Source organism: Streptomyces sp. CC0208, assembly GCF_003443735.1.
In the GTDB taxonomy this organism is placed as follows: domain Bacteria; phylum Actinomycetota; class Actinomycetes; order Streptomycetales; family Streptomycetaceae; genus Streptomyces; species Streptomyces sviceus.
This window is the reverse complement of sequence record NZ_CP031969.1, coordinates 2,830,948-2,854,079: the sequence shown is the minus strand read 5'-3', so window position 1 is coordinate 2,854,079 and position 23,132 is coordinate 2,830,948. Positions and strand designations below refer to the sequence as shown.

The following is a 23,132-nucleotide window of genomic DNA, read 5'->3' as shown; positions in this document are numbered from 1 at the left end:
GCGAAACGCAGGTCCCGCGCAATCCTCACGAGACTGTGACGTCTCGGACGGCGCGGTACCCCGGGCTGTCGTAGATACTGTGCGAAGGTTTAGGGTTCGGTCGCCTGCTGTCTGCATCCCTTCCAGCGGGCCCGGACCAGAAGCGACAGCGCGGTGTGCTGCAGGCCGGGAGGGGCCACTGTCGGCACACGAGACGCTTTTGGGGGGCTTGAACCTATGGACCCGAACAACCGGGGACCCGAGGAGTACGGCCATGACGACGACGGCGGCTCGCCGCGTCAGCGGCCTCCCAGGGACTCCCTCACATCCGACTTCGGCCAGCACACGCCCGCGCTCGCCCGCACCGTGCAGCTCGTCGCGGGCGACTTCCTGCTCACCGTCAACCCCGTCGACGGCAGCGAGATAGAGGCTTGCCCGCCCGGCGAGCGACCCGCCCGCCCCGCGAAGTTCGGTACCGCCGAACGCGCCGAGGTGGACCGCGCGGCCCGCCCGCCCGTCCCGGCCGGACCGACCCGCACGGCGCTGCATCTCCTGGCCCGCCAGGACGAACGCGAGCGACTCGTACGGCTGCTCGCCCGCGGCCGCTCGGTACGCCTGACCGGCCCCGCCGGCTCCGGCCGCACCAGCCTGCTCGACGTCGTCGCCGAGGACTGCTCGGACCTCGCCCCCGACGGCGTGGTCCGCCTCACCGGCTTCCACCGCACGGCGACCGAGCTGCTGTACGACCTCTTCTACGCCGTCTTCGACGCGCCCCTGCACCGCCCCGACCGGGACGAGCTGCTCTCCTGCGTGCGGGAGATCGGCGCGGTCGTCGTCCTCGACGACATCGAGTTCGGCGGCGCGGCCCTCGACGAACTGCTCGACGCCACCCCCGAGTGCGCCTTCGTGATCGGCGCGACGCCCGACGTGCCCGCGCCCTCGGCCGACTCCGCCGTCGAGGAGGTCTTCCTCAGCGGCCTGGAGCGCGCCGACGGTGTGGAGCTCCTGGAGCGTTCCGTCGGCCGGGTGCTGACGGAGGAGGAGTCGAACTGGGCGGGCGACCTCTGGTTCGAGTCCGAGGGCCTGCCCCTGCGCTTCGTCCAGGCCGGGGCCCTGCTCAGGCAGCGCGACCGGCTGCGGGCCGGGACCAGTGCCGTCGACGAGTTCGGCGTCTTCGCGGACGCGGCCCCGGTCGACGCGCTGTTCGCCCCCGACGAGGGCGAGGAGATACCCCTGCCCGCGCTCGGCGAGGCCGCCGCCCCCGCCCCGCTGCTCGCCTCCCGGCTGAGCGAGTCCGCGCGCGCCACCCTGCGGTTCGCGGTCGCGCTCGGCGGCGAGGTGCCCCACCAGGCCCACCTCCCCGCCCTGATCGGCGACACCCACGCGGACGCCGCCCTCGGTGAGCTCGCGGACTGCGGTCTGGTCTCCCCGGTCGGCTCCCGCTACCGGCTCGCCGCCGGTGTCCTCGCCCAGCTGGAGGCCGCCGGATACGGCGACGACATCGAGAGCCGCGCCCTCACCGCCGCCCAGCACTACGCCTGGTGGGCCGGGCACCCCTCGGTCACCCCCGAGCGGGTGTGCGCGGAGGCCGACGCCCTGCTGGCCGCCCTCACCGTCCTGGTCCCGGTGACCACCGCGCCCGAGGAGGGCGAGGAGGCCGTGACCGTGCAGCTGGCCCGCACGGCGGCGCCCGCGTTCGCCGCCGGCGGCCACTGGGGCGCCTGGGAGCGTTGCCTCCGGGCCGGTTCCGAGGCAGCCCGGCTGGCCGGTGAGGTCTCCGACCAGGCCTACTTCCACCACGAGCTCGGCATCCTCGCGCTCTGCGGCGGACAGCTCGACCGGGCCCGCGCCGAACTGGAGGCCTCCGTCGGCCTGCGCGGCGCCCTCGCCGACAAGCGCGGCACCGTCGCGGGCCGCCGTGCCCTCACCCTGGTCTCCGACCGGGACGGCAGCGCGCCCGGCCTGGTCGGCCTCGGCGCGGCGGCGGGCGAGGAGTTGCCCGACGCCCGGTACGACGAGTCCGCCTCACCGCCCGGGGGAGTCCCCGCGGCCTTCCCGCAGCTCCAGCCGCCGGCCGAGTCGCAGACGATCGTCGTCCACCGCTCGCCGTCCACGCCCGCGCCCTCGCGCAAGGCCCGGGGCGGACTCAAGGGCCTCGCCAAGCGCAACCTCGTCGCGGCCGGCGCGGGCGCCCTGCTGGTCGCGGTGCTCGGCACGGTCGTGACCCTCGGCGCCACCTCCGACAACGACCCGAACGCCCCGTCCGACCAGGTCGGCGTCAACCCGTCGGCCAGCGTCGGCATCGACGACGGCAACCTCGGCGCGGACGTCCCGAAGAACGACGACGGCAAGGCCGACACGGGCACGGCCACGTCCCGTCCGACCGACCCGGGGCCCGACGGCACGTACGGCACTTCGGACGATCCGACGCCAACGGGGGCGCCGGAGCCGTCCGACGATCCCAGTGGGACGAAGGGGTCGGGGAGCACCCCGAGTTCGCCGAAGCCGACGTCCCCCAAGCCGTCGGCGTCGAAGCCGTCGACATCGTCGACGCCGACGGGTTCCGCCACATCGACGCCGACAGGCACCGCGACGTCGACCGGCCCGACTGAGACGCCGACGAGCACGCCCACGACCGCGCCCTCCACCTCCGACTCGGCCAGCGGCCCCGCCTCCACCGCCCCGGTGGAGACCAGCAGCTCGGCCAGTGCCCCGGAGAGCAGCAGCGTGAGCTCGCCGAGCGGGCCGGTCATCTAGGAACACGGCGCGACACAAGAGGGCCGGGTCCGGAAACGGACCCGGCCCTCTTCGTGGAAGAACTCGGCGTAGCGGAAAAGGCGCTGTCAGAACAGCCGCAGTTTGTCGTCCTCGATGCCCCGCAGCGCGTCGTAGTCCATGATGTGGCAGCCGATACCGCGGTCGGTCGCGAGGACGCGGGCCTGGGGCTTGATCTCCTGGGCGGCGAAGATGCCGCGGACCGGGGCGAGATGGGGGTCGCGGTTCAACAGGTCGAGGTAGCGGGTGAGTTGCTCGACGCCGTCGATCTCACCGCGCCGCTTGATCTCCACCGCGACGGTCTGCCCCTCGGCGTCCCGGCACAGGATGTCGACCGGGCCGATGGCCGTCATGTACTCGCGGCGGATCAGGGTGTAGCCGTCGCCGAGGGTGTCGATGCGGTCGGCGAGCAGTTCCTGAAGGTGTGCTTCCACGCCGTCCTTGATCAGGCCCGGATCGACGCCCAGTTCGTGCGAGGAGTCGTGGAGGACTTCCTCCATCGTGATGATGAGCTTCTCGCCCGCCTTGTTGATGACGGTCCAGACGCCTTCCTCGTCGCCGGTCCCCTCCTTCAACGTGCAGGGCGGCGACATCCAGTTCAGGGGCTTGTAGGCCCGGTCGTCGGCGTGGATGGAGACGCTGCCGTCGGCCTTCACCAGGATCAGACGGGGGGCCGAGGGCAGGTGGGCGGTGAGCCGGCCCGCGTAGTCGACGGAACACCGGGCAATGACGAGACGCATGGTCGGCAACGCTACTCGACGGGCGCATGTCCACGCGATTCGGCCCGTAAGGCTGTGGAGAAAGCCTGTTCATTTGTGGCCGATTGTGGGCCTGTTGAGAGCGCCCTTTGTTCGCATTCTCCTGGTGCCGTCACGGTCCGTTGCCTACCGTAGTGAACGGGAGGTCGCGAGGCGTGCACTGAGCGTGTCGGCAGCGCGGACTCCCTCATCTGTCCGGCAACCCCTGAGGAATCAGGGGTGCGAGAGGAGAACCCATGTCGCTCGACGTCTCACCGGCCCTACTCGAGAAGGCCGAGCGAGGCGAGGTCGACGAAGCCGAATTCGTCGACTGCGTCCGGACCTCCCTGCCCTACGCATGGGAGATGATCAGCTCCCTGGTGGCCCAGCTGAAGGTCGACGGCGGCAACTTCGCCGACAACCAGACGCCCCCGCCGGACGAGCAGGCACGCGGTCAGCTGCTGCGTGCGCTTGCGAGTGACGCGATACGCGGCGCGCTTCAGCGGCACTTCGGTGTGCGGCTGGCCTTCCAGAACTGCCACCGGGTGGCGGTGTTCCCGTTGGACTCCTCCGTCGACGAGACGCTGGTCCGCTTCACCTCGGTGCGCAGTCAGCTGCTGAACCAGTCTCCGGAGTTCCGGGACTGCTGACGCGGCGCCGCTCGCTTGCCGCTCCGTACGCGGGAGGTGCATCAGTACCGGGGCGGCAAGCTCCCGCCGGACAGGGTTGTTCCGTTTCAGGTCAGATGCGGCAGGACTTCCGCACCCAGCCGCCGTACGTTCTCCTCGGTGGCCGCCAGATCCCCCGAGCCCTCGACGAGCAGGGCGAAACGGGAGACACCCGTCCGTTCGCTGGTCGCCGCGAGGCGGTCGGCGGCGAGCCGCGGAGTGCCCACCGGGTGCAGTCCGCAGAGCAGTTCGGTGTACGCCACCGGATCGCGCATCTGTCGGGCGCGGCCGTCGACCGTGACATGGGCGCCGAGTCCCTGCCTGAGCCAGCCCGGCATCGCCTTCACCAGGGCCTCCACCGCGTCCGTGCGCCGGTCCGCGAGCTGGCAGACACCGGCCGAGACATGGGGCGCGTCCAGCACCTTCTCCGGCGCGTGTCCGGCGGCGCGCGCCTGCCTGCGCCACAGGGCGACCATCTCCGCCTTCTCCTCGTCCCCGACATGCATCCCGAGCAGCATCGGCAGCCCGCGCTCGGCGGCCAGCCGGACGCTCGCCGGGGAGGTGCAGGCGACGATGACCTCGGGACCGTCCGTTTCCGTGAGCGCCTCCGACGGCCGTGGGACGACCGGCACTTCGCGGAAGCGGAAGCGCTCGCCGGCCGCCCCGACGGACGGCTCGCGCAGCCAGCGCACCAGCAGATCGAGTGATTCCGGGAAGCCCTTCTCGTACGCCTGAAGACCCGCCCCGAACACTTCCAGGTCGACCCATGGACCGCCGCGCCCCACGCCCAGCGAGAAGCGCCCGCCGCTCGTCATGTGCAGCAGCGCGGCCTGCTCCCCGAGGGCCACGGGGTGGACCGTGGGCAGCACGCTCACGGCGGTGCCGACGCGGATACGGCGGGTGCGGCCCAGCAGCAGCGCCGCCAGGGTGATCGCCGACGGGCAGGTGCCGTACGGTACGAAGTGGTGTTCTGCCAGCCAGACCGCGTCGAGTCCGGCCTCCTCCGCGACCTCGGCCGAGCGGACCGCGCGGTGCAGCGCCTCCCCCTGGCCCTGCCCCGGGAACTGGGCCGCCAACACGAAACTTCCAACGTGCATGTGCTTTTCCTGCTTCCTTGGCTCCGACACGGAGCTCCCCCACACGGCATAACCGCCTGACACGTGCCGAGGACACGGCCTGGTGGAGAGATTTGCCGATTGTCTGCAGAATGGGTCGCCCCGGAGGGGGACTTGTGGGGGTTGGTGCTCTACGCGTACCCCGTCACGTCCCGCGTAGGCTGGACACGGTCCCTGCTCCCTGTATAGCCCCGTGAGGTGTCCTGTGTCCCCGCGTCGCAACCGACCCAAGGGTTCCGGTTCGTCGGACTCGGCCGGCCGGAGTGCCGAGGACGACCGTTCCGGCCGCTACGGCGGCTTCCAGTCGTCGACGCACTGGCAGGGCGAGGACTGGAACATCCGGCATGTGGCGGGGGCCAGCGCGCAGGGCAAGACGTACCGTTGCCCGGGCTGCGACCAGATGATCCCGGACGGTGTCCCGCACGTGGTGGCCTGGCCGGACCACTCGGGTGTCGACGAGCGCAGACACTGGCACAAGGCCTGCTGGAACGCGCGGGACCGCCGCACCACGCGGGTGCAGCGGTCCCGTAACGCGCCGAGGTTCTGAGCCTTGGAAGGGGGCTCCTACATGCCGGAAGGGGGCTCCTACACGTCCCGCTTCTCCAGCAGCGCGTAGGCGCCGGCGAACGCCACGGCCGTCAGGCCCAGGATGATCCACAGCGGGTCCCAGCCCGAGGGACCGCTGTCGCTGAGGGAGTTGGAGTAGAACACGCTGAGCTGGTTCGGGATGGAGTACTCGAACAGCGCCTGGCGCAGGCCCTCCAGGGACTGGGAGACCATGAACAGCGCGATGACCAGCGGGGCCAGCACGACACCGATCATGATGGTGATCGCGCCCGCCGAGTGCCGGATGATCGAACCGATGATCAGCGAGAACAGGCCGAGCAGGGCGATGTAGAGCGAGATGCCCAAGGTGCCCTTCAGCCACTCCTGGCCGGTCGGCGTCCGGGCTCCGTCGAGCAGGGCCACGTCCGCCAGCGCGACGACGAGGACCGAGACGAGGGTGGTCACGAAGGCGACGGCGAAGAACACGACCGCCTTCGCCGCGAGGACGCGGCCGCGGGAGGGGCACGCGACCATCGTCGTACGGATCATTCCGGTGCCGTACTCCGAGGCCGTGGTCAGCACACCGAGCGTGATGACGCACATGCTGCCGAGCAGCAGCCCGAAGAAGCCGAGCGACAGCGGGCTCTCGTTGTTCAGGTCCTCGGGGGAGGCGTTGGCCGCGACCAGCGCGGCGACCCCGATCCCGATCCCGATCACGAGCAGCACGAACACGCCCAGCGTCCAGATCGTCGACCGCACCGACCGGATCTTCGTCCACTCCGACGCGATGGCGTGCCCGAGATGCGTGCGCACCACGGGGATCGGCGAGGTGTAACCGGCGTACGACGGCCCACCCGCCGACTGCCAGTTCGGTACGGCGGCCTGGGCCTGCGGCATCGAAGGCTGCGGGGTGCTCATCGGGCGTCCTCGGGCTCGGTCGGGGTGGCGGGGGCGGAGGTCTGCGGTGCGGGCGCGACGGCCGGGGGCTGCGCCGCGGGGGTGTGCGCCGGCGGCTGAGGCGCGCCCTGCGGAGCCGCCGGGCCCGCCTGGGCGTACGGGTTGGGCGTGCCCGCGCCGGGACCGCCGTAGGGGCCGGCCTGGTCCTGCGGGCCTGCGAACGGCTGCCCGCCCGGCTGGGGCGGCGGCGGGGCGTACCAGCCCGGCTGGCCCTGGCCCGGGACCGGCATGGGCGGCTGCGCGCCCGGCGGGAGGGGCTGCATCAGCCCCGCCTTCTGGTCGGTGGTCGAGCGGTAGTCCACCGCGCCCTGCGTCATCCGCATGTACGCCTCCTCCAGCGAGGCCTGGTGCGGTGACAGTTCCCACAGGCGTACGTCCGTGGCGTGCGCGATGTCGCTGATGCGGGGGAGGGGCAGCCCGGTCACGCGCAGCGCGCCGTCCTGCTCGGGCAGGACGTGCCCGCCCGCCTCGGTGATCGCGCCCGACAGCTTCTCGCGCAGCTGGGGCTCGGTGTCGGGCGTCCGCACGCGCGCGAAGCCCGCGGAGTTCGCGGCGATGAAGTCCTGGACGCTCATGTCGGCGAGCAGCTGCCCGCGCCCGATGACGATGAGATGGTCCGCGGTCAGCGCCATCTCGCTCATCAGGTGGGAGGAGACGAAGACCGTACGGCCCTCCGCCGCCAGCGCCTTCATCAGGTTGCGCACCCACAGGATGCCCTCGGGGTCGAGCCCGTTGACCGGCTCGTCGAAGAGCAGCACCTGGGGGTCGCCGAGCAGCGCGGCCGCGATCCCGAGCCGCTGGCCCATGCCGAGCGAGAAGCCCTTGGAACGCTTCCTGGCCACATCCTGGAGGCCGACCACGCCCAGCACCTCGTCCACCCGGCGGGCCGGGATCCCGGACAGCTGGGCCAGGCACAGCAGGTGGTTGCGGGCCGACCGGCCGCCGTGCACGGCCTTGGCGTCGATCAGCGCACCGACCTGCCGGGCCGCGTTGGGCAGCCTGCGATACGGGTAGCCGCCGATCGTCACCTGCCCCGACGTGGGGTTGTCCAGGCCGAGGATCATCCGCATGGTCGTCGACTTGCCCGAGCCGTTGGGGCCCAGGAAGCCGGTGACGGTGCCGGGACGCACCTGGAAGGAAAGGTTGTACACAGCGGTCTTGTCGCCGTAGCGCTTGGTCAGGCCGACTGCCTCGATCATGCTCCGCACCCATCGCAAGGTTCAGGACAGCGGGGCGCACGCCCCCCGTAAGGGTTAGGAGCTTATCGGGGCGCTGACGGTTCCGCTCAAATGAAAGCAAAGGCCTTTCGCGTCACGCGTCCCTCTTCTTCAACAGGACATAGGCGCCGATCAGGGCCACCGCCACCCACAGCGCCATGATCCCGAGCCCGCCCCAGGGGCCGTAGGGAGTGTCGTCGTCGATCGGGGTGACCACCTGCATGATCCTGCTGCCCGCCTGGTCCGGCAGGAACTGGCCGATCTTCTTGGTGGCCGAGACGTTGCCCAGGATGTTGGAGATCAGGAAGAAGAACGGCATCAGGATGCCCAGCGACAGCATCGGCGAGCGCAGCATCGCGGCGACGCCCATCGAGAACATCGCGATGAGGGTCATGTAGAGGCCGCCGCCGATGACCGCGCGCAGCACCCCGGTGTCACCGATCTCCGCCCGGTGCGAGCCGAGCATCGCCTGCCCGAGGAAGAAGGTGACGAAGCTGGTGACGAGACCGACGGCCAGCGAGAGCACGGTGGCGACCGCGATCTTGCTGACCAGGAAGGTGCCCCGCTGCGGAACAGCGGCCAGCGAGGTGCGGATCATGCCGGTGCTGTACTCGTTCGAGACGACGAGCACCCCGAACACGATCATCGCGAGCTGCCCGAGGCTCATCCCGGCGAAGCTGATGAAGGTGGGGTCGAAGGACAGCTTGTCCTCGCGGCTCATGTTGTCGAACTCGTTCTTCGACAGGGCCGAGATCAGGATGCCGAGCCCGATGGTGACGACCACGGCGAGGGAGAGCGTCCACACCGTGGAGGCCACCGACCGGATCTTGGTCCACTCGGAGCGGATGACCTGGGTCGCCGCCATGGTCACTTCCCCTTCCAGCCGTCGCCCCACTGCTGCTGTGGTGGCAGCGGTGCGTCGACGGGTGTGTCGCTGTGGGCGTGGTACTCGACCGACTCCGCGGTCAGCTGCATGAACGCCTCCTCCAGGGAGGCCTGTTGGGGGCTCAGCTCGTGCAGCACGAGCTGGTGCTGGGCGGCCAGCTCACCGATGTACTCGGACTTGCTGCCGTCGACCTCCAGCGTGCCGTTGCCGGTCTCCACCACGGTGACCCCGGCCGCGTGCAGCACGTCGAGCAGCCGCTCGCGCTGCGGGGTCCGGATGCGGACGTAGGACCGGGAGTTGCGCGCGATGAAGTCGGCCATCGAGGTGTCGGCGAGCAGCCGCCCCTGGCCGATGACGACGAGGTGGTCGGCGGTCAGGGCCATCTCGCTCATGAGGTGGGAGGAGACGAAGACCGTACGGCCCTGCGCGGCAAGGGACTTCATCAGGTTGCGGATCCAGTGGATGCCCTCTGGGTCGAGCCCGTTGACCGGCTCGTCGAACATCAGGATCCGCGGATCGCCGAGCAACGCGCCCGCGATGCCGAGCCGCTGACCCATACCGAGCGAGAAACCCTTGGCCTTCTTCTTCGCGACCGCCGTCAGACCGACCGTGTCGAGGACCTCGTGCACCCGCTTCGTCGGGATGCCGTTGCTCTGCGCGAGGCACAGCAGGTGGTTGAAGGCGCTGCGCCCGCCGTGCATGGCCTTGGCGTCCAGCAGGGCGCCGATGTACGTGAGCGGGTCCTTGAGCTGGTCGTAGTGCTTGCCGTCGATGCGGACGTCCCCGGCGGTGGGACGGTCCAGGCCCAGCATCATGCGCATGGTGGTCGACTTGCCGGCGCCGTTGGGACCCAGGAAGCCCGTGACGATGCCCGGTCTGACGGTGAAGGTCAGGTTGTTGACCGCCACCTTCTCGCCGTACCGCTTCGTCAGTCCCGCCAGCTCGATCATGCGGACCACGCTAGGGGGCGGGTTCGGCAGATGCCAATCGTGCGGGCAAACGAAGACCGACGAGAAGGGCAAAAATGCGCCATGCGGGGGTGGGAGGACGGCGGGAGGAACATCCCGCCCCCGGACACGCCAAAGGCCCGCACCTGTCGGGGGAGAAGGTGCGGGCCCTTGATGCCGTCAGGCGGTGTTACCGGGACTGCTGGGCCGGAACCCCACGGGAGATCGGCTCGTCGTCGGCCGGGGAGCCGGCGGCGGCCACCGCGGCGCCCGTGAGCGTGGCGAGCATCTCGCGGACGTTCGTCAGCTGGGCGTTGATCGAGTCGCGACGGTTCGTCAGAGCCGCCAGCTCGCGCTCGGATTCCGAACGGATGCGGTCGGCCTTGGCGTTGGCGTCGGCCACGATGTCCTCGGCCTGGCGCTGCGCGGTCTCCACCGTCTGGCGGGCGCGGCGCTCGGCGTCGGTGCGCAGCTTCTCGGCCTCCAGGCGCAGCTGCTCCGCGCGGTGCTCGATCTCCGCGAGACGCTTCTCCGCCTTCTGCTGACGCGACGCCAGGTCGCGCTCGGACTGCTCCCGGCGCTTGGCGAGGTTCGTCTCGAAGTCGGCGGCGGCCTGCGCGGCCTTGGCGCGGGTCTCCTCGAAGAGGGCGTCCGCCTCCTCACGCTTGGACTGCGCGTCCTTCTGGGCCTCGGAACGCAGCTGGGACGCGTCGCTCTTGGCCTTCTCGACGATCCGGACGCCCTCGTCCTCGGCCTTGGACTTGCGCTCCGCAGCGAACGATTCTGCGTCGTTGCGGACCTGCTGGGCCGCCGACTCGGCGAGTTCGCGGTGCTGCTCGGCCGCGCGACGGGCCTCCTCGCGCAGGTCCTTGGCCTCCTCCTCGGCGAGGCGGAGGATCTTCTCGACACGCGCGCCGAGCCCGGCGTACGACGGCTCGGCGTCGGACATCTGGGCCTGGGCGTTCTGCGTCTCGAGGTGGAGCTCCTCGATGCGCTTTTCCAGGGCGGTGATGCGGGAGAGAGCGCTGTCACGGTCGGAGACGAGCTTGGAGATCCGTTCGTCCACCTGAGCGCGGTCGTACCCACGCCGCACAAGCTCGAAGCCGTAGGGGGAAGTGTCGCTCATGGGGTTCCTGTCAAATGAGACCGGTGAGGTGATAGGGGGAATCCTAGGGGCCGAAGCGGTGTGTCATCGAGCGGATACGTGTTTGATCTGGAGAATGACACCCCTTTTGAGTGGCTAACCCCGGGACGGCTTGCCAAAAACTTGGTCAAAGGCCCCAGACGGCACCGGATTCCGACCAGTCGGTCAGCTGTCCGACGGCTTACCCGAACGAGGGGCGCCGACCGTGGCGCCCGCCTTGACGCCGCCGTCCTTGCCCGCCGACGGGGCCTCGAAGGACTCCAACGCCTCCAAGACGTCCTGGACACGGGAGATCTCGGTGTTGATGTCCTCGCGGCGGCGGACGAGGACCTCCAGCTCGCGCTTGCCCTCCTCGACCGTGCGCTTCGCCTCGCGGATCGCCTCGGCCTTGAGCTCCTCGGCCTCCCGGACCAGCGTGGCCTTCTTCTGCTCGGCCTCCTTGAGGAGCCCCTCGGCCTTCTTGACCGCCGCGATGCGCACCTTGCCGGCCTCCGAATTGGCCTCCGAGACCAGCTCCTTGGCCTTCGCCTGCGCCTTCGCGAGCTGCTCCTCCGCGGCCTTGATGAGCGCGTCGCAGCGGTCGCCGGTCGACTTCATGGTCTCCGCGGCCTCACGGCGGGCCCGCTCGTGCAGCGCCTCGATCTCGCCCGTGATCCGGTCGCGCAGCTCCTCCGCACGCTCCCTTATGGCGGTGGCGTCCCGGCGCGCGCCGACGAGCAGCTCGTCCGCGTCCGTACGGGCCTTCTCCACGCGCGCGTTGCCCTCGACCGTGGCCTCGGACACCAACCGGTCGGCCTCCTGGCGGGCCGCGCCCACCATGGTGTCGGCCTGCGCCTCCGCGTCCGCGGTGGTCTTGAGCGCCTGCTGCTGCGCCTCGGTGAGTAGCTTGTCCGCCTCCGCGGCGGTCTCCGTGATGAGCGTGTCGACCTGCTCGGCCGCCTCGGAACGCCGCTTGTTGGCTTCCTGGCGGGCCTCGTCGAGGGTGCGATCGGCCTCCGCGCGCGCGGAGTTGACCAGCTCCTCGGCCGCGGCCGCCGCGTCCGCCCTGACCCGCTCGGCCTCGCTGCGGATCCGCTCCGCGTGCTGCTGCGCCTGCCCGACCGTGTCGGCGGCCTCGGCCCGCAGCCGCTCCGCGTCCCCGGTGGCCTCCCCGATCAACTGCTCCGCCTGGGCGACCGATTCGGCCCGTACACGCTCCGCCTCGGCGACCGTCTCCGTCCGCAGCCGGTCGGTGTCGGCGATGGTCTCCTCGGTGAGCCGCTCGGCCTCGCTGCGCGCCTCGGTGATGAGGGCGTCGGCCTGCCTCGCCGCGTCCGAGCGGATGCGGTTGGCGTCCTCGCGGGCGTCCGCCCGGGTACGGGAGGCGTCCTGGTCGGCCTGGGCGATGGTGTCCGAGGCCTCGGTGCGGGCCCGCTGGGCGAGCTCGGACGACTCCGAGCGCAGCCGCTCCGCCTCCGCGATCGCGTCCGAGACGGTGCGCTCGGCGAGGGCCTTGGCGGCGTCCGTCTCCTCGGCGGCCTCGCGCCGGATCCGGGCCGCGTCCTCGCTGGCCCGCTCCCGCTCGGAGTAGGCGTCCGAACGGACCCGGTCGGCCTCCTCCTGCGCCTCGCGCCGGGTGCGCTCCGCCACGTGCTCGGCGGCGCTGCGCAGCCCGGTGATCTCCTCCTGCGCCTGCTCGTGCAGCCCGGCGACCGAGTCCCGCACCTGCTGGGCGTGCTGCTCGGCGGCCGACACCATCTCGGTGGCGCGCCGGTCCGCCTCCTCGACCAGCCGTACGGCCTCGGCCTGCGCCTCCTCGACCCGGTTACGGGCCGAGGCGAGGAGTTCCTCGCTCTGCTCGCGGGCCCGCTCACGCTCCTGGTCGGCCTCCTGGCGGGCCGAGCCGAGGTACTCCTCGGCCTCGCGACGGCGCCGGTTGGCCTCCTCCTGGGCGGCGGCCAGCGTCTCGGACGCCTCGGTGGCGATCCGCTCGGCGGCGGTCTGCGCCTCCGCCCGGACCCGGTCCGCGGTGTCCTGGGCCTCGGTCTTGAGACGCTCCGCCTCGGCGGCGGCCTCGGAACGCAGCCGTACGGCGACGGCCTCGCCCTCGGCGCGGGAGGCGGACGCGTCGGACGCGGCCTCGGTGCGCAGCCGGTCGGCCTCGGCCTCGGCCTGCTGCTGGAGGGTGCGGATCCGCTCGGCGGCCTCCGAACGCAGCCGGTCGGTCTCCTCGGCGGCCTCGCGGCGGATCCGCGCGCCTTCCTCGCGAGCCTCGGTCAGGGCCAGCTCGGCGGCGGCCAGACGCTCCTCGGCCTCGGCGCGCAGCCGGGTCAGCTCCTCGGCGGCCTCGGCACGGCGTGCCTCTACGGCCCGCTCGGTCTCCTCGCGCAGCTCGCTCGCGGCCCGCTCGGCGGCGGCTGTGATCTCCTCGGACAGCTCGACGGCCTCGGCGCGCTGCCGCTCGGCCTCGTTGCGGGTGCGCTCCAGGGTCTCCTCGGCCTGCCGGCGCAGCGTGGTCGCGCGCTCGATGGCCTCGGTGCGGACCTTCTCGCTGTCCGTGGTGGCGGTCTGGCGCAGCTCGTCGGCATCCGCCTTGGCCTTGGAGAGCAGCTCCTCGGCGGTCTTGGCCGCCTCCTCGATCTGCTGGACGGCCTCCTTGCGGGCCTCCGCGCGGATCTTCTCGCCCTCGGCGACCGCGTCGGAACGCAGCTGCTCGGCCTCGCCGCGCAGCCGGCGGGCCTCCTCCTGCAGCTCGACCGTCTTGGCGCGGTACTCCTTGGTGTCGTCCTTCGCCGTGCCCTTGAGCTGCTCGGCGATGTCGTGCGCCTCGGCGCGCAGCCGGTCCGCCTCGGCCTCCGCCTCACGGCGGATCCGCTCGGCCTCCTCGGCGGCGGCCTTGGTGGTCCGCTGAGCGTCCTCCTGCGCCTTGTTGAGGACGTCCTCGGCGGTCTTGGCCGCCTTGGACAGCTGGGTCGCGCTCTCCTCGGCGGTGAGCGTGCGGGCCTTCTCGGCGGCCTCGGTGACGATCTTCTCTGCCTCGGCGCGGGCGTCCGCGACGATCTGCTCGGCGGTGGCCTTGGTGGCCTCGGCCTCCTCGCTGGCCTCGGTGACCAGCCGGGCGACCTGCTCCTTGGCCGTACGGGTGCGCTGTTCGTTGGCCGACTCCGCGCTCGCGAGCGTCTTCTCGGCGGCCGACTTCGCCTCGGTGAGCACCTTCTCGGCCTCGGCCTGCGCCTTGCGCAGCGCCTCCTCGGCCTCCGCCATCCGCTGTTCGGCGGCCCGGCTCAGCTCGGTGGCCTGGCGGCGGGCGCTGTCCGACTCGGTCGCGGTGGAGGTGCGCAGCTGCTCGGCGTGGTCGGTGGCCTCCTGGGCCTGCGTGGAGGCGGCCTCCAGCAGCCGCTCCGCGTCCGCGCGGGCGCGGCGCAGCAGCTGCTCGGCCTCGGTGCGGGCCGCCTCGGCCTCGCTCTGCAGGCGCTGGCGGGCCTCGGTGGTGACCCGCTCGGCCTCGGCGCGGGCGGCCGCCATGGCCTGCTCGGCCTCGGCGCGCGACTCCTCCAGGAGCCGTCGGGCCTGCGACTCGCTGCGGGCGCGCAGCTGCTCGGCCCACGCCACGTTCTCGTTGACGTGTGACTCGACGGTCTGCCGGCGCTCGGCCAGCTCCTGGTCGAGCTGCTGGCGGCGGGTGACGGCCTCCTGATGGAGCTCCGCCTGCAGACGCGCGGCCTGCTCGGCGTGCTCCTGGAGGATGCGCTGGGTCTGGGCGCGGACCTGGCTCAGTTCGCGCTCGGCGTCCTGGCGCAACTGGTCGGCCTGGATCTGCGCGTTCCGCAGCAACTGCTCGGCCTGGTAGCCGATGTCGCCGCCGCCGAATTCGGGCCGGGACATGAGGGTGCGCCGCGCCTCGTGCAACTTGGCGCGCAGCACCTCGACCTGGTAGCCGAGGTCCTCGGCGTGCTGGATCGCCTTTTCCCGCTCGGTCTTCAGCCGCTCCATCTCGGCCTCGAACCGAGAGAGGTGGTCGACGTCAGCCGCCGGCTCTCGCTCCTGGCGTTCGTAGCCCCGCACTGCGCGGTCCCATCCGTCCCCTGGTCGCAAGTCTCTCCAAACGAGCCCCGTCCATCCGCCGAACGGGGCCCCCGGGGAATGGTGTCAGATCAACGGCGGAGCATGCGCTGATGCCCACTGCTCGACCCCCGAAACCCGGACCCCGGCTCGGTTCTGCCGCCATGGGCAGGACCCGGTCGCCCTGGCAAGAGCGGCGACCGCCCCCAACCCTACCGGCCCATATGTACGAGGGTCAGTGCTCAGGTGACTCAACAGGCGCTGAAGTGACCAGTTCTGTCAGGACACCATGGCAATCCTTCGGGTGCAGGAAGGTGATCCGTGACCCCATGGAGCCGCGTCGGGGCTCCTCGTACAGGACGCGTACGCCCTTGTCCTTGATGTCCGCGGCGTCCTGGTCGACGTCCGCCGTACCGAAAGCGATGTGGTGGACACCCTCGCCGTTCTTGTCCAGCCACTTGGCGACGGTCGAGTCGGGGCGGGTCGGCTCCAGAAGCTGCAGGTAGGAGGCGCCGCCGTCGGAGGTCTCGTTGATCTTGAGCATGGCCTCGCGCACGCCCTGCTCCTCGTTGACCTCGGAGTGGAACACCTCGAAGCCGTAGGTGGCCCGGTAGAACTCGACGGTCTTGTCGAGGTCGAAACAGGCGATCCCGATGTGGTCGATTCGCGTCAGCATGTAGTCAGTGCAGCGCTCCCGAAACGGTTACGCAACGTGCGCGCGATCACACCGACGGGGCGATGACGGCACGGAGTGCCACTCAGTACCTTTGAAGTAAACCCTCGTTCACACTCCTCGGCAGTGCAGCCGAAAGGGGATCGCAGCTCATGTCTGGATCGAACAGCACGACCTCGGTGATCGTCGCGGGTGCCCGTACGCCCATGGGGCGGTTGCTGGGCTCGCTGAAGTCCTTCTCGGGAGCCGACCTCGGCGGCTTCGCGATCAAGGCCGCCCTCGACCGTGCGGGGATCGGTGGCGACCAGGTGCAGTACGTCATCATGGGCCAGGTGCTCCAGGCCGGCGCGGGCCAGATCCCGGCCCGCCAGGCCGCCGTCAAGGCCGGCATCCCGATGAACGTCCCGGCGCTGACCATCAACAAGGTGTGTCTGTCGGGCCTCGACGCGATCGCGCTGGCCGACCAGCTGATCCGCGCCGGCGAGTTCGACGTGATCGTCGCGGGCGGCCAGGAGTCCATGACCAACGCCCCCCACCTGCTCCCGAAGTCCCGTGAGGGCTTCAAGTACGGGGCGATCGAGATGCTCGACGCCATGGCGTACGACGGCCTCACCGACGCCTTCGAGAACATCGCCATGGGCGAGTCCACCGAGAAGCACAACACCCGCCTCGGCATCCAGCGCCCCGAGCAGGACGAGTTCTCCGCCCTGTCCCACCAGCGGGCCGCCGCCGCGCAGAAGAACGGCGTCTTCGAGGCCGAGATCACCCCCGTGGAGATCCCGCAGCGCAAGGGCGAGCCGGTCGTCTTCAGCAAGGACGAGGGCATCCGCGGCGACACCACCGCCGAGTCCCTGGGCAAGCTGCGCCCCGCGTTCACCAAGGACGGCACCATCACCGCCGGCTCCGCCTCGCAGATCTCGGACGGTGCGGCGGCCGTGGTCGTGATGAGCAAGACCAAGGCGCAGGAGCTCGGCCTGGAGTGGATCGCCGAGATCGGCGCCCACGGCAATGTGGCGGGCCCGGACAACTCCCTGCAGTCCCAGCCGTCCAACGCGATCCTGCACGCCCTCAAGAAGGAGGGCCTGGAGGTCTCCGACCTCGACCTGATCGAGATCAACGAGGCGTTCGCGGCCGTCGCCGTCCAGTCGATGAAGGACCTCGGCGTGTCCACCGAAAAGGTGAACGTGAACGGCGGCGCCATCGCCCTCGGCCACCCCATCGGCATGTCCGGCGCCCGGCTCGTCCTGCACCTCGCCCTGGAGCTCAGGCGGCGCGGCGGCGGCGTGGGCGCGGCGGCCCTGTGCGGCGGCGGCGGTCAGGGTGACGCGCTCGTCGTGCGGGTACCCAAGGCCTGAGTTCTCCTTTGTAGGACCTCTGTGCAGGACCTCGCTGTGAACGGAGCTGTGATGCAGGACGTCTCCACCCTGGTGGCCCAGGCCAGGGAGGGCCGGCCGCGGGCCGTGGCCCGGCTGATCTCCCTCGTGGAGGGGGCGTCCCCGCAGCTCAGGGAGGTCATGGAAGCGCTCGCCCCGCTGACGGGCAACGCGTACGTGGTGGGCCTGACGGGCTCGCCCGGGGTGGGCAAGTCGACGTCCACCTCGGCCCTGGTGACCGCCTACCGCAAGCAGGGCAGGCGGGTCGGCGTCCTGGCCGTCGACCCGTCCTCGCCGTTCTCCGGCGGCGCGCTGCTCGGCGACCGGGTCCGCATGTCGGAGCACGCCTCCGACCCCGGCGTCTACATCCGCTCCATGGCGACCCGCGGCCACCTCGGCGGCCTCGCCTGGGCCGCCCCGCAGGCCATCCGGGTCCTGGACGCGGCCGGCTGCGACGTGGTCCTGGTCGAGACGGTCGGCGTCGGCCAGTCCGAGGTGGAGATCGCCTCCCAGGCGGACACCTCCGTGGTGCTGCTCGCGCCGGGCATGGGCGACGGCATCCAGGCCGCCAAGGCCGGAATCCTGGAGATCGGCGACGTGTACGTCGTCAACAAGGCCGACCGCGACGGCGCCGACGCGACCGCCCGCGAGCTCAACCACATGCTGGGCCTCGGCGAGTCCCGCGCCCCCGGCGACTGGCGCCCGCCGATCGTCAAGACGGTCGCCTCCCGCGCGGAGGGCGTCGACGAGGTCGTGGAAGCCCTGGAGAAGCACCGCGCCTGGATGGAGGAGCACGGCGTCCTCGCCGAGCGCCGCCGCACCCGCGCCGCCCACGAGGTCGAGACGATCGCCGTCACCGCCCTGCGCGAACGCATCGACGACCTGCGCGGCGACCGGCGCCTGGACGCCCTAGCGGAGAGGATCGTGGCCGGCGAGCTGGACCCCTACCGCGCGGCGGACGAACTGGTCGAGGGCCTGACCCGGGGCTGAGCCCCTGGTACGTCGACCGCCATGTTCTCGGCGCGGGACTCGCCCCCGGTCCGGGCACTCTCGCCCTCGTCAGGGCGGTGGCCGGGTGCTTCGCGGCGACGGGCGTGGCGGTCGTCCTGACGGCCCCGGCCGTGGGGAGGAGCGCCACGCCCGCCGGGTAGCGGCCGACTCAGGCGTCGTCGCCGTCGTCGTCACGGTCCTGGGTGACCTTGCCCGAGTCGAGGGCGACCGTCCACTCGCTGTGCCTGCCGTCCTTCACGGTGTCCGCCGTCCAGACCACGGTGCCCCGCTCGTCGTCGAGGCCGACCTCGGTGACCGTCCCCTTCGCGGCGGCGGCCAGCGCGGCCTCGCGGGCGTCGGTGTGCGCACCCTTCACCGCGGTGAGCTCTGCGCGGTCGTCGGCGTCGCGGTCGTCGTCGGTGTCGCGCTGCGCACCGAGCACCTTGCCGGAGTCCGGGGCGATCCGCACGTCGTACTCGGTGCCGTCGCCCTTGACCACGGAGACCTCCCACGCGTCGGCCCCGTCGTCGTCCAGGTCGGCGGAGAGGGCGGTGCCCGGCGTGTGCTTCAGGGCGGCCGCGATCGCCTCCGCGGCGCTGACCTTGCCGCCGGAGACCGCCGTACGGTCCTCGGAGGCGTCGTCGTCCCGGTCGTCGGCGGAGTCGTCGTCGCGGTCCGCGGCGACCTGGGCGCTCGTGTCGGCCTGGCGCTGCGTCGCCGTCGCCTCGTCGTTCCCCGACGCGAAGGCCGCGACGGTGCCGCCGGTGGCCAGCGTGGCGGCGGTGAGGGTGGCGATGACGATGTTGCGCTTCATGGGGATTCCTCCAGAGCGGGTCTGCTTCGTTCTGCTGCGTCGGCTTTCGACGACAACCAAGCTGCCGGAGGGGAGCTGAAGCGGACCTGAAGCCTCCTGAAGGCGTCTTCAGGTTCACTTTGCGAGTCTGTACGCATGCGCCCGCCCGTCGCCCACCACCACCCTGCTCGAGACGCTTCGCGTCCCCCCTTCAGATTCTTGATCGTCGAGGACGAACGCCGCCTAGCCCTGTCCCTCGCCAAGGGCCTCACCGCCGAGGGCTACGCCGTCGACGTCGTCCATGACGGCCGCGAGGGACTGCACCGGGCCACCGAGGGGTCGTACGACCTGGTGATCCTCGACATCATGCTGCCCGGCCTCAACGGCTACCGGGTCTGCGCCGCCCTGCGCGCGGCCGGCCACGAGGTGCCGATCCTGATGCTCACCGCCAAGGACGGCGAGTACGACGAGGCCGAGGGCCTGGACACCGGCGCCGACGACTACCTGACCAAGCCCTTCTCCTACGTCGTCCTCGTGGCCCGCATCAAGGCCCTGCTGCGGCGGCGCGGGAACGGCGCCGGGGCCTCGCCGGTGCTCGAACTCGGGGAACTGCGGATCGACACCGCCGCCCACCGGGTCTTCCTCGACGGCAGCGAAGTCACCCTCACCGCCAAGGAGTTCTCGGTCCTGGAACAGCTCGCGCTGCGGGCCGGCGAGGTGGTGTCCAAGGCGCAGATCCTGGAGCACGTCTGGGACTTCGCGTACGACGGCGACCCCAACATCGTCGAGGTGTACGTCAGCACCCTGCGCCGGAAACTGGACGCGGGGCTCATCCGGACCGTCCGCGGCGCCGGGTACCGACTGGAGACCGGCGGATGAGGCGGCTGTTCGGCTCGGTCCGGGCGCGGGCCACCTTGGCCGCGACCGCGGTGGTGGCCGTGGCCCTGGTCGCCGCGGGCGCCGTCGTCCTGCTGTCGCTGCGCAGCAATCTCGTGGGGCAGGCGGACACGGCCGCCGACGGCGCCGCCCGCAATGTGGCGTCGCAGATCGCACAGGGCGTGCCGTACCGGGAGCTGGACCTGGACGGGGACCACCCGGCCCAGGTGGTCGACCGGGACGGGCGGGTCCTCGCGGCGAGCGAGGACCTGGAGGCGATCAGCGGCACCGGCGTCAGCGACGTCACGCCCGTCGCCCGCCCCGACGCGCGGCCGGACGGCGACGAGGACGACGCCGAGGCGGGCGAGGTCGGCGAGGTCACCTGGCACGGCCAGGGCCGGGCCACCGTGGACGGGGAGAGCGTCGCGTACCGGTTCGCCCAGGTCGAGGTCACGGACCGCGGCGACCGGACGGTCCGGGTGTACGCCGGTGCCTCGCTCGAGGCCCAGCAGGACGCCGTGCACACCGCCGCCACGGTCATGCTCGTCGGGCTGCCCCTGCTGCTCGCGGTGGTCGCCTGGGTGACCTGGACGGTCACGCGCCGGGCCCTGCGCCCGGTCGAGGCCATCCGCCGCGAGATGGCGGCGATCACCGCCTCCGAGGACCTCGCCCGTCGCGTGCCGGTGCCGGACACCCACGACGAGGTGGCCCGGCTCGCCCGCACCACCAACGAGACCCTGGCCGCCCTGGAGACCTCCGTCGAGCGGCAGCGCCGGTTCGTCGCCGACGCCTCGCACGAGCTGCGCAGTCCGATCGCCTCACTGCGCACCCAGCTCGAAGTGGCCGCCGCGCACCCCGCGTTGCTGGATCTGGACGGCGCGGTCGAGGACACGGTACGGCTCCAGCACCTGGCCGCGGACCTGCTGTTGCTGGCCCGCCTGGACGCGGGGGAGCGGGTCGCCGACGCCCGGGTCGAACTGGCGGCGCTGGTACGGGAGCGGGCCGCCGGGCGGTCCGGGGTGAGCGTGCGGGCGGAGGCCGTGGAAGTGACGGGGTCCCGGGGGCAGTTGGAGCGGGTGCTCGACAACCTGCTGGACAACGCGCGGCGGCACGCGAGGTCGGCGGTCGTGGTGACGGTACGACGGGACGGGGACCACCACGCGGTGGTCGAGGTCGCCGACGACGGGGACGGGGTGCCCGCCGGAGACCGGGAGCGGATCTTCGAGCGGTTCGTGCGGCTGGACGAGGCGCGGGCGCGGGACGACGGGGGCGCCGGGCTCGGTCTCGCCATCGCCCGGGACGTCGCCGCCCGGCACGGCGGCACGCTCACGGTCCGGGACGCGCCGGCAGGCGGAGCCCTGTTCGAACTCCGCCTGCCGACCGCCTAGCCGTGCCCCGGTGTCAGGGACGTCCCCGGTGCCCCCGCAGGTGCTCCGCGATGGGCTTCAGGGCCTTGTCCAGCTCCCTCAGGGACTCGGGCTGCACGAGGTCGATGAAGTGCCTCCGTACAGACGCCACATGATGCGGCGCGACCTTCTTCATCGTCTCCATGCCGTGCTCGGTCAGCACGGCGTACAGGCCGCGGCGGTCGGACTCGCAGTTCTCGCGCCGGACCAGGTCCGCGTTCTCCATGCGGGTGATCTGGTGCGAGAGCCGGCTCTTGGACTGGAGGGTGGCGGACGCGAGGTCGCTCATCCGCATCCGTACGCCCTCCGACTCGGAGAGATTGACCAGGATCTCGTAGTCGTTCATCGTCAGCCCGAACGGCTGAAGGTCCCGCTCGAGCTGATACGTCAACAGCCTGTTGACCTCCAGGTGGGTGCGCCAGGCGCACTGCTCCGCATCGGTCAGCCAGCGCGTGGCCGTCTCGGTCTCCATGAATGAAGTCTACCTAAAATGTTGAAAGGCGAACTAATGAGGGTGGTGTGACTGTGCGCACGCGTTCGATGTCACACTCCGCAGACTACCGCTCACAGCCCGAAGCGACGCTGGAGGTCCCCCAGCTGTCCGGGAAGGCGCGGTACGCCCGGCTGCTGCGGCTGGCCTGCGGGTGCCCCGTAACCGCCGGGTACTCCGGGCTCGGACGGAACCACCCCCGTGGCCTGCTCGGCCATCAGGACCTCGGTCGACTGGAGCAGTACGGTGCCTGCCCCCACGAACTCGAACTGGTGCTCCTCCCCGGAGGCCCCGCCGAGGCCCGTCATCGCACGTAGACCGCCCATCAGACCCGTCATGTAGCCGTGGTCGTAGTGGTGGCAGGGCGAGGGGCAGTCCGCCCAGCCCACAAGCGCTTGCGGGTCCACCCGGATCGGGGGCTCCATGAACACCACCGGACCGTTGGAGGCGGCCACGAACTTTCCGGTTCCGATGAGGGTCAGGAAGCCGGGCACGATCGACTGCTTGAGCGCGAGACTTGGCTGAAAAGCGAGCAGGTTGCCCGAGCGAATGGTCAGGTTGCCGTCTTCGAGGTCGTACGAATTCACGTCGAAGGCCCGGTCGGCGAGGAGCATCTTGCCCGAACCCTGCGCCACGACCCAGTCGCTCGCGTGCAGAGGCGAATGGAACGACGTGCGGACGAGACCGTCGAGCCGACCGTGTCCGATGCCGTTGAAATCCATCTGCCCGTAGTAGGCGATCATCTTCCCCTTCTGCAGGAACCACTGGCTCCCCTTGAGCTCCACGCAGAAGGTGTAGTTGTTGACGTTGTCGTCCGACGGCAGTGTCATCGGGTCGAACACGGTCGGGCCCGCGCCCGGGTAGTGGCTCACAGCTTCTCCTCGGACGCCTGCACGTACACCACGCCGTTCCCGCTGAGCTCCAGCTGGAAGGCCTCGCCGGAGCCCCGGCCCACCATGTCGCGCCAGCCGAGCGCCGTCGACAGCTTGTTGCGGACGTCGCCGTAGTGGGCGACGTAGGCCTGCGGGTCGACGTGGACCGGGCGCTGTGGGGTGATGGGGACCTCGAAGACCCCGCCGTGGGCCATCACGGCCACCGAGCCGTGGCCCTTCAGCGTGGTCGTGAACAGGCCCTGGCCGCTGATCTGGCCGCGCACCATGCCCATGACGCCCCCCTGGGAGCCCATGAACATGGTGCCCTGCTGGAGGGTGCCCTCGAAGGCGAGCAGGCGGTCCGCCTCGACGAACAGGGTGTCGCCGGAGAGGTTGATGACCGTGACGTGGTGCCCGCCGTGCCCGAACAGGACCGTGCCGCTGCCCTCGACGGTCATCAGGGGCGTGTCCTCGTTGGCCACGCGGCGGCCGATCATCGACATGACGCCGCCCTGGCCGCCCTGGATGTTGGGCGTGAAGGACACCTCGCCCTTGTACGCCAGCATCGCGCCGCGCTGGCTGAACAGGCGCTGGCCGGGCATCACCGTGGCCTCGACCATCTTGGAGTTGATCTCGCGGAAGGGCAT

General features: G+C 71.4%; 20 protein-coding genes. 7 read left to right on the top strand and 13 right to left on the bottom strand.

Annotated features, from left to right (window positions below):
- Window positions 1-216 precede the first annotated feature (216 nt).
- The gene (locus D1369_RS12745; protein ID WP_118082455.1) at window positions 217-2,736 is read left to right on the top strand and encodes an ATP-binding protein; all 2,520 of its coding nucleotides are present in this window, start codon (window positions 217-219) and stop codon (window positions 2,734-2,736) included.
- 86 nt (window positions 2,737-2,822) lie between these two features.
- On the opposite strand, the gene nucS is transcribed toward D1369_RS12745, so the two are convergent.
- Window positions 2,823-3,494 (bottom strand): endonuclease NucS, encoded by a 672-nt coding sequence (gene nucS / locus D1369_RS12740; RefSeq protein WP_007384740.1) that lies wholly within the window; start codon window positions 3,492-3,494, stop codon window positions 2,823-2,825.
- A 254-nt stretch (window positions 3,495-3,748) separates the two neighbouring features.
- Here nucS and D1369_RS12735 point away from each other — a divergent pair, with 254 nt between their 5' ends.
- Window positions 3,749-4,141 carry an SCO5389 family protein gene (locus tag D1369_RS12735; RefSeq protein ID WP_007384741.1) on the top strand — a complete coding sequence of 131 codons (393 nt, stop codon included), beginning with the start codon at window positions 3,749-3,751 and terminating at the stop codon, window positions 4,139-4,141.
- Window positions 4,142-4,227: 86 nt separating this feature from the next.
- On the opposite strand, the gene D1369_RS12730 is transcribed toward D1369_RS12735, so the two are convergent.
- A complete protein-coding gene (locus D1369_RS12730) occupies window positions 4,228-5,256 on the bottom strand; it encodes an LLM class flavin-dependent oxidoreductase (protein ID WP_007384742.1) in 1,029 nt (342 codons plus the stop codon).
- Between the two features lie 223 nt (window positions 5,257-5,479).
- Between D1369_RS12730 and D1369_RS12725 the strand changes: the two genes are divergently transcribed.
- A complete protein-coding gene (locus D1369_RS12725; protein WP_007384743.1) occupies window positions 5,480-5,821 on the top strand; it encodes a hypothetical protein in 342 nt (113 codons plus the stop codon).
- 38 nt (window positions 5,822-5,859) lie between these two features.
- Here the strand turns inward: D1369_RS12725 and D1369_RS12720 are convergent, their stop codons facing one another.
- From D1369_RS12720 to mce, 7 genes are all read right to left on the bottom strand, one after another.
- Window positions 5,860-6,738, bottom strand: a complete 879-nt coding sequence (locus tag D1369_RS12720) for an ABC transporter permease subunit (protein WP_007384744.1) — start codon at window positions 6,736-6,738, stop codon at window positions 5,860-5,862.
- Window positions 6,735-7,976, bottom strand: coding sequence for an ABC transporter ATP-binding protein (locus D1369_RS12715; RefSeq protein ID WP_037901444.1), 1,242 nt, complete (start codon window positions 7,974-7,976; stop codon window positions 6,735-6,737). Before D1369_RS12715 ends, D1369_RS12720 begins: the two co-directional genes overlap by 4 nt.
- Window positions 7,977-8,088: 112 nt before the next feature.
- Window positions 8,089-8,859, bottom strand: coding sequence for an ABC transporter permease (locus D1369_RS12710; protein WP_037901445.1), 771 nt, complete (start codon window positions 8,857-8,859; stop codon window positions 8,089-8,091).
- A gap of 2 nt (window positions 8,860-8,861) precedes the next feature.
- Window positions 8,862-9,830: an ABC transporter ATP-binding protein gene (locus D1369_RS12705; RefSeq protein ID WP_037903648.1), complete on the bottom strand. Its 969-nt coding sequence runs from the start codon at window positions 9,828-9,830 to the stop codon at window positions 8,862-8,864.
- A gap of 187 nt (window positions 9,831-10,017) precedes the next feature.
- Window positions 10,018-10,953, bottom strand: coding sequence for a cellulose-binding protein (locus tag D1369_RS12700; protein WP_007384748.1), 936 nt, complete (start codon window positions 10,951-10,953; stop codon window positions 10,018-10,020).
- Between the two features lie 183 nt (window positions 10,954-11,136).
- Window positions 11,137-15,015, bottom strand: a complete 3,879-nt coding sequence (gene scy, locus D1369_RS12695; protein ID WP_118082454.1) for a polarized growth protein Scy — start codon at window positions 15,013-15,015, stop codon at window positions 11,137-11,139.
- Window positions 15,016-15,247: 232 nt separating this feature from the next.
- Window positions 15,248-15,688, bottom strand: a complete 441-nt coding sequence (gene mce / locus D1369_RS12690; RefSeq protein ID WP_007384751.1) for a methylmalonyl-CoA epimerase — start codon at window positions 15,686-15,688, stop codon at window positions 15,248-15,250.
- 149 nt (window positions 15,689-15,837) lie between these two features.
- Here mce and D1369_RS12685 point away from each other — a divergent pair, with 149 nt between their 5' ends.
- Both D1369_RS12685 and meaB read left to right on the top strand, forming a co-directional pair.
- Window positions 15,838-17,040: an acetyl-CoA C-acetyltransferase gene (locus D1369_RS12685; RefSeq protein WP_007384752.1), complete on the top strand. Its 1,203-nt coding sequence runs from the start codon at window positions 15,838-15,840 to the stop codon at window positions 17,038-17,040.
- Window positions 17,041-17,091: 51 nt separating this feature from the next.
- Window positions 17,092-18,048, top strand: a complete 957-nt coding sequence (meaB, locus tag D1369_RS12680; protein WP_007384753.1) for a methylmalonyl Co-A mutase-associated GTPase MeaB — start codon at window positions 17,092-17,094, stop codon at window positions 18,046-18,048.
- 169 nt (window positions 18,049-18,217) lie between these two features.
- Here meaB and D1369_RS12675 read toward each other — a convergent pair whose 3' ends face one another.
- Complete coding sequence (locus tag D1369_RS12675; RefSeq protein ID WP_007384754.1) at window positions 18,218-18,862, bottom strand: PepSY domain-containing protein; 645 nt, start codon at window positions 18,860-18,862, stop codon at window positions 18,218-18,220.
- Window positions 18,863-19,060: 198 nt separating this feature from the next.
- Here D1369_RS12675 and D1369_RS12670 point away from each other — a divergent pair, with 198 nt between their 5' ends.
- Both D1369_RS12670 and D1369_RS12665 read left to right on the top strand, forming a co-directional pair.
- On the top strand, window positions 19,061-19,720 hold the full coding sequence (locus D1369_RS12670) for a response regulator transcription factor (protein ID WP_007384755.1): 660 nt from the start codon (window positions 19,061-19,063) through the stop codon (window positions 19,718-19,720).
- Complete coding sequence (locus D1369_RS12665) at window positions 19,717-21,105, top strand: HAMP domain-containing sensor histidine kinase (protein ID WP_118082453.1); 1,389 nt, start codon at window positions 19,717-19,719, stop codon at window positions 21,103-21,105. Before D1369_RS12670 ends, D1369_RS12665 begins: the two co-directional genes overlap by 4 nt.
- Before the next feature lie 13 nt (window positions 21,106-21,118).
- On the opposite strand, the gene D1369_RS12660 is transcribed toward D1369_RS12665, so the two are convergent.
- The 3 genes from D1369_RS12660 to D1369_RS12650 form a co-directional block, all read right to left on the bottom strand.
- The gene (locus D1369_RS12660; protein ID WP_007384757.1) at window positions 21,119-21,595 is read right to left on the bottom strand and encodes a MarR family transcriptional regulator; all 477 of its coding nucleotides are present in this window, start codon (window positions 21,593-21,595) and stop codon (window positions 21,119-21,121) included.
- A 92-nt stretch (window positions 21,596-21,687) separates the two neighbouring features.
- A complete protein-coding gene (locus D1369_RS12655) occupies window positions 21,688-22,485 on the bottom strand; it encodes an AIM24 family protein (RefSeq protein ID WP_007384758.1) in 798 nt (265 codons plus the stop codon).
- Complete coding sequence (locus tag D1369_RS12650; RefSeq protein WP_037901451.1) at window positions 22,482-23,132, bottom strand: AIM24 family protein; 651 nt, start codon at window positions 23,130-23,132, stop codon at window positions 22,482-22,484. Before D1369_RS12650 ends, D1369_RS12655 begins: the two co-directional genes overlap by 4 nt.

What these genes read in the sequence shown, in the direction of transcription:
- D1369_RS12675 (WP_007384754.1), bottom strand. Translation starts at nt 18,862, where the DNA reads ATGAAGCGCAACATCGTCATCGCCACCCTCACCGCCGCCACGCTGGCC.
- D1369_RS12720 (WP_007384744.1), bottom strand. Translation starts at nt 6,738, where the DNA reads ATGAGCACCCCGCAGCCTTCGATGCCGCAGGCCCAGGCCGCCGTACCG.
- D1369_RS12665 (WP_118082453.1), top strand. Translation starts at nt 19,717, where the DNA reads ATGAGGCGGCTGTTCGGCTCGGTCCGGGCGCGGGCCACCTTGGCCGCG.
- mce (WP_007384751.1), bottom strand. Translation starts at nt 15,688, where the DNA reads ATGCTGACGCGAATCGACCACATCGGGATCGCCTGTTTCGACCTCGAC.
- D1369_RS12705 (WP_037903648.1), bottom strand. Translation starts at nt 9,830, where the DNA reads ATGATCGAGCTGGCGGGACTGACGAAGCGGTACGGCGAGAAGGTGGCG.
- meaB (WP_007384753.1), top strand. Translation starts at nt 17,092, where the DNA reads ATGCAGGACGTCTCCACCCTGGTGGCCCAGGCCAGGGAGGGCCGGCCG.
- D1369_RS12650 (WP_037901451.1), bottom strand. Translation starts at nt 23,132, where the DNA reads ATGCCCTTCCGCGAGATCAACTCCAAGATGGTCGAGGCCACGGTGATG.
- D1369_RS12730 (WP_007384742.1), bottom strand. Translation starts at nt 5,256, where the DNA reads ATGCACGTTGGAAGTTTCGTGTTGGCGGCCCAGTTCCCGGGGCAGGGC.
- nucS (WP_007384740.1), bottom strand. Translation starts at nt 3,494, where the DNA reads ATGCGTCTCGTCATTGCCCGGTGTTCCGTCGACTACGCGGGCCGGCTC.
- D1369_RS12685 (WP_007384752.1), top strand. Translation starts at nt 15,838, where the DNA reads ATGTCTGGATCGAACAGCACGACCTCGGTGATCGTCGCGGGTGCCCGT.
- D1369_RS12735 (WP_007384741.1), top strand. Translation starts at nt 3,749, where the DNA reads ATGTCGCTCGACGTCTCACCGGCCCTACTCGAGAAGGCCGAGCGAGGC.
- D1369_RS12700 (WP_007384748.1), bottom strand. Translation starts at nt 10,953, where the DNA reads ATGAGCGACACTTCCCCCTACGGCTTCGAGCTTGTGCGGCGTGGGTAC.
- D1369_RS12660 (WP_007384757.1), bottom strand. Translation starts at nt 21,595, where the DNA reads ATGGAGACCGAGACGGCCACGCGCTGGCTGACCGATGCGGAGCAGTGC.
- D1369_RS12715 (WP_037901444.1), bottom strand. Translation starts at nt 7,976, where the DNA reads ATGATCGAGGCAGTCGGCCTGACCAAGCGCTACGGCGACAAGACCGCT.
- D1369_RS12710 (WP_037901445.1), bottom strand. Translation starts at nt 8,859, where the DNA reads ATGGCGGCGACCCAGGTCATCCGCTCCGAGTGGACCAAGATCCGGTCG.
- D1369_RS12745 (WP_118082455.1), top strand. Translation starts at nt 217, where the DNA reads ATGGACCCGAACAACCGGGGACCCGAGGAGTACGGCCATGACGACGAC.